The organism is Mesorhizobium sp. M7A.F.Ca.MR.362.00.0.0 (assembly GCF_004023175.1).
Classification (GTDB): domain Bacteria; phylum Pseudomonadota; class Alphaproteobacteria; order Rhizobiales; family Rhizobiaceae; genus Mesorhizobium.
In genome coordinates, this window is the sequence record NZ_RZTF01000394.1 from 1 (window position 1) to 3,972 (window position 3,972).

General features: G+C 64.0%; 4 protein-coding genes and 1 pseudogene (1 of these 5 only partly in view). 1 reads left to right on the forward strand and 4 read right to left on the reverse strand.

The features are described from left to right. Nucleotides 1–254 precede the first annotated feature (254 nt). Nucleotides 255–956 (forward strand): TetR/AcrR family transcriptional regulator, encoded by a 702-nt coding sequence (locus tag EOC06_RS31050; RefSeq protein WP_127399364.1) that lies wholly within the window; start codon nucleotides 255–257, stop codon nucleotides 954–956. Between the two features lie 6 nt (nucleotides 957–962). On the opposite strand, the gene EOC06_RS31055 is transcribed toward EOC06_RS31050, so the two are convergent. From EOC06_RS31055 to EOC06_RS31070, 4 genes and pseudogenes are all read right to left on the reverse strand, one after another. Next, on the reverse strand, nucleotides 963–1,721 hold the full coding sequence (locus EOC06_RS31055; protein WP_128309582.1) for an MBL fold metallo-hydrolase: 759 nt from the start codon (nucleotides 1,719–1,721) through the stop codon (nucleotides 963–965). A 20-nt stretch (nucleotides 1,722–1,741) separates the two neighbouring features. Then, nucleotides 1,742–2,806: an ABC transporter ATP-binding protein gene (locus EOC06_RS31060; protein WP_128309583.1), complete on the reverse strand. Its 1,065-nt coding sequence runs from the start codon at nucleotides 2,804–2,806 to the stop codon at nucleotides 1,742–1,744. After that, on the reverse strand, nucleotides 2,803–3,585 hold the full coding sequence (locus EOC06_RS31065) for an ABC transporter permease (protein WP_127321163.1): 783 nt from the start codon (nucleotides 3,583–3,585) through the stop codon (nucleotides 2,803–2,805). Before EOC06_RS31065 ends, EOC06_RS31060 begins: the two co-directional genes overlap by 4 nt. 1 nt (nucleotide 3,586) lies before the next feature. Further along, a pseudogene (locus EOC06_RS31070) lies at nucleotides 3,587–3,972 on the reverse strand (ABC transporter permease) (it continues 483 nt past the right edge of the window).

The window sequence follows — 3,972 nt, forward strand, 5'->3', positions numbered from 1 at the left end:
ATCCAGATCGTCGGCCGCACCTATTGCGACGCCGATGTTTTCCGGGCGGCCATGGCCTATGAGACGGCCAACGGGCAATGGTACACAAACGCCGAAACGCGTCCGTCGCTATAACAGGGCGATGCGGCCCTTGCCGCGATGGTGGTTGATCTGCGGTCCTAGTTGTGGTGAGCCGACGCCCGACACCTCGAATAGACGGATCTGTGGTGGCGCCGGCGATCGCCGCCAGAAGGTCCGAAAGGAGCTGGACGAAGATGGCGCAACAAAAGGCTGCGGCGGCAAAACGCAAAGGCGCAACGGCGAAGAATGGAAGTGCGGCAAACGATGCCGCGCCGCCCAAGGACCGTCGGCGCGAGCGCGGCGAAGCCAGCGTGCAGCGGATCATCGACGCCACCATCGAACTCATCGCGGAGGAGGGGCTGGCAAGCGTCACCATGCAGCGCATCGCCGAACATGTCGGCTCGTCCAATGCCCTGGTCGTCTTCCATTTCCGCAGCAAGGAGAACCTGTTTCGCGCCGTCCTGCAGTATCTCAGCGATCGATATGATGAGCTGTGGGTGACGTTGGTGCGGGCGCCCGGCCTGTCGCCGGTTGAGCGGGCTCTGGGCGCGGTCGATTGCGCGCAACGTTTCGCCCGCCAGCATCCGAAATGGGTTTCAGTTTTTGTCGTGTTTTCCAGCGACCGCAAGAGCATGCAGATCTACAACGAAATCGGCCTGCCGAGCGACCTTGCCTACACCGCCGAGGCGCGCGAGCTGCTGATCGAGATTTCGCGCAGTGGCGGTTATACCGGCGTCGACATCGATACGCTGTCGGAGAGCCTGAATTATCTGGTTCATGGCGCCTGGTATTGGGATCATCTCAATCCGTCCAGCCGTGACACCAACGTGCTGCGCAAGACCATGCTGCTCCTGCTGCATCAGGCGTTCCCGCGGCATTTCGAACTGATGCGCTAACCGCTTTCAGGGCTGCCGCAGATGGCAGCCGGCTTGCCGCTTCTGCGCCAGATATTCGTCGACAAGCTGGCGGTAACGCACCTTGCCGAAGCTTGGGAAATGGCCGCCATGCACGACCGAGACATCGAGGTCGCGCAGGCGCATCAGCGTCGCCATGTAGTCGGGAATGTCTGAGTGGTAGACGTCGTCGATCAGCGGGCCGTCATAGATGACGTCGCCGGATAACAGGATGCCCGTCCTGTTTTCGTAGAGCGCGATGCCGCCGGGCGAATGGCCGGGCGTGTGGATCACCTCGAAGGCACGGTCGCCGAGATCGACGACATCGCCCTGGTCGAGCAAACGGCCGGCGGGCGCAGGCAAAATGCCGTAGCGCGCCGTGTCCCAGCCTTGCGGCATGCGATCGAACATCTCGTCGGTCGCATAGGTGCCGGCTGCCGTCCATTCATTGCGCGGATCGGCGAGGATGCCGGCCTCGGCGGCGTGCACGCAGCGCTCGGGAAATTCGTGGTGGCAACCGATATGGTCGAAATGCGTGTGGCTGGCGACGCAAATCAGCTTGCGCTCGCTGACCAGCGGTACATGGCGCCGGAGGCTGAAATGACCGAGGCCGGTGTCGAAGAGGAGGTCGCGGTCGCGGCCGCGCACATGCCACATATTGCAGCGGAAGAACGGTTTTATCCACGGCTCGTGGATCAAGGTCACGCCATCGCTCATGCGGATGGTTTCGTACCAGTCGGGTGCCTCGATGAGCGGAAGTGTTGCCATGTTCAATCCGTCAGAAAAGCTCAGTCCGTCAGCAGAATAATCTGGTCGGTATCGCAGGAAATCGCGACCGTGTCGCCCGGCTGGACGGCCGCCGTCGCGGGCAATTTGGCGATGAAGTGAAGCGAGGGGTCCTCGATGGAAACCGCAAGCACGCGCTTGAAGCTGCCCTGGAAGACGACATCGCTCACCTCAGCCGTGCCGAGCCTGACACCGCCGCTGGCCTCGCCGAGGACAAGATGCTCCGGCCGTATGGCCAGCGCAACGGCGGAGCCCACCGGCAGCGCACCGGGCAGCGAGACCGGCCCGACGGGCGTGGCGACGGTGCTTGTCCTCTCCTTCGCTTCCGTGACCGTGCCGGCAAGGATCGAGCTTTCGCCCATGAAGGTGGCGGAAAAGCGCGTCGCCGGCCGTGCGTAGACGCGCTCGGGCGGACCTTCGTCCTCAATGCGCCCATCATTCATCACCACACAATGGTCGGCCAGCGCCATCGCTTCTTCCTGGTCGTGGGTGACGTGGATGAAGGCGGTGCCGACGCGCTTCTGGATCGCTTTCAACTCGTCCTGCATCTGCCGGCGTAATTTGAGATCGAGCGCGCCGAGCGGCTCGTCGAGCAGAAGCACCGCCGGCTCGATCACCAGCGCCCGCGCCAGCGCCACGCGTTGCCGCTGGCCGCCGGAAAGCTGATGCGGCTTCTTGTCGAAGGCGGAGGCGAGGCCGACCAGCGCAAGCGCTTCACGCGCCTTTGCCGCCCGGGTAGCGCCGTCGACGCCCTGCATGCGCAGGCCGAAGCCGACATTGCTGCCGACGCTCATATGCGGGAACAGCGCATAGTCCTGGAACACCGTCGTCGTCGGCCGCTTGGCCGGCGGCACCGAGGTGCAGTCCTCGCCACGGATGAACACCTTGCCTTCGCTGGGGGTGACGAAGCCGCCCAGAATGGACAAGAGCGTCGTCTTGCCAGACCCCGAGGGCCCAAGCAGGATGGTGTAGCTGCCCGGCTCGATCTGCAGCGAGACATCCTTCAGCACGGTGTGCTGGCCGAAGCGATGCGAGACGGCACGAATATCGACCAAAGGCGCGGTCATGCCTTTCTCCTGCGCAGCAACGTCAACTCGAACAGCACGACCAGCACGATGGAGACGGCGAAGACCAGCGAGCCGATGGCGTTGGTCTTGGGGTTGAGGCCGGAGCGCAGCAGGTTCCAGATTTCGACAGGCAGCGTGGTGTCGAAGCGGGTGAGCAGGAAGGAGATCACGAACTCGTCCCAGGAGAAGGTCATCGACAGGAAGAAGCCGGCGAAGATGGCGGGCGCCATGACCGGCACGGTGATCAGCAGCAGCACCTTCCATTCCGGCGCGCCGAGGTCGCGCGCGGCACGCTCGATGTTGATCTGGTGGTCGCCCATCTGGCTGTAGATGATGGCAAAGCACAGCGGCAGGTTGATCACGACATGGCCGATGCCGGCGGCAAGCAGCGATTTCGGCACGCCGGCCCAGTTGAACAGCACCAGCAGCCCCATCCCGATGATGAGATAGCTGACCGTCAGCGGCAGGGTGATCAGCCCGCGCAGCAGGCCGGAGCCAGGCAGGACGAAGCGGGCAAAGCCCCAGGCGGAGAGAAAGCCGAGCGTGACGGCTGCGAGCGAGGAGATGGATGCCACCAGCAGCGAGTTGACCAGCGCCGAGGTCAGCCGCGTGTCCGAAAGAACCGCATCGTACCAGCGCAGCGACGGGCCGGTGAAGGGCGGGATCGGGAACGACGTCGCCTGCAGCGAAAACAGCACCAGCACGACGACCGGCAGGAAGATGAAGCCGTAGACGGCGAGCGCGTAGAGCCAGGAGGCGATGCGGACGATCCGGCGCATCTCAGGCCCGCTCGATCTTCAGCCAGCGCGCGCAGGCGAGATAGGCTGATGTGACCACCGCCATCAGGATGATCGACAGCGCCGAGGCCAGCGGAAAATCGCCGCGCCTGCCGATCTGCATCATCACCAGCTGCGGCATCAGCAGCTCGTTGTTGCCGCCCAGGATCTGCGGCGTGATGTAGTCGCCGATGCACAGCACGAAGGTCAGGAAGGCGCCGACCATGATGCCGGGCAAGGTCAGCGGCAGCACGACATGCAGGAAGGTGCGCACCGGCCCGGCGCCGAGATCGGCGGCCGCCTTGCGGTAGCTCGGGCTCAACTGCTTGAGGTTGGCAAAGATGGTCAGCGTCAACAGCATGACGAAGAAGTGCACGAAGCCGGTGACGG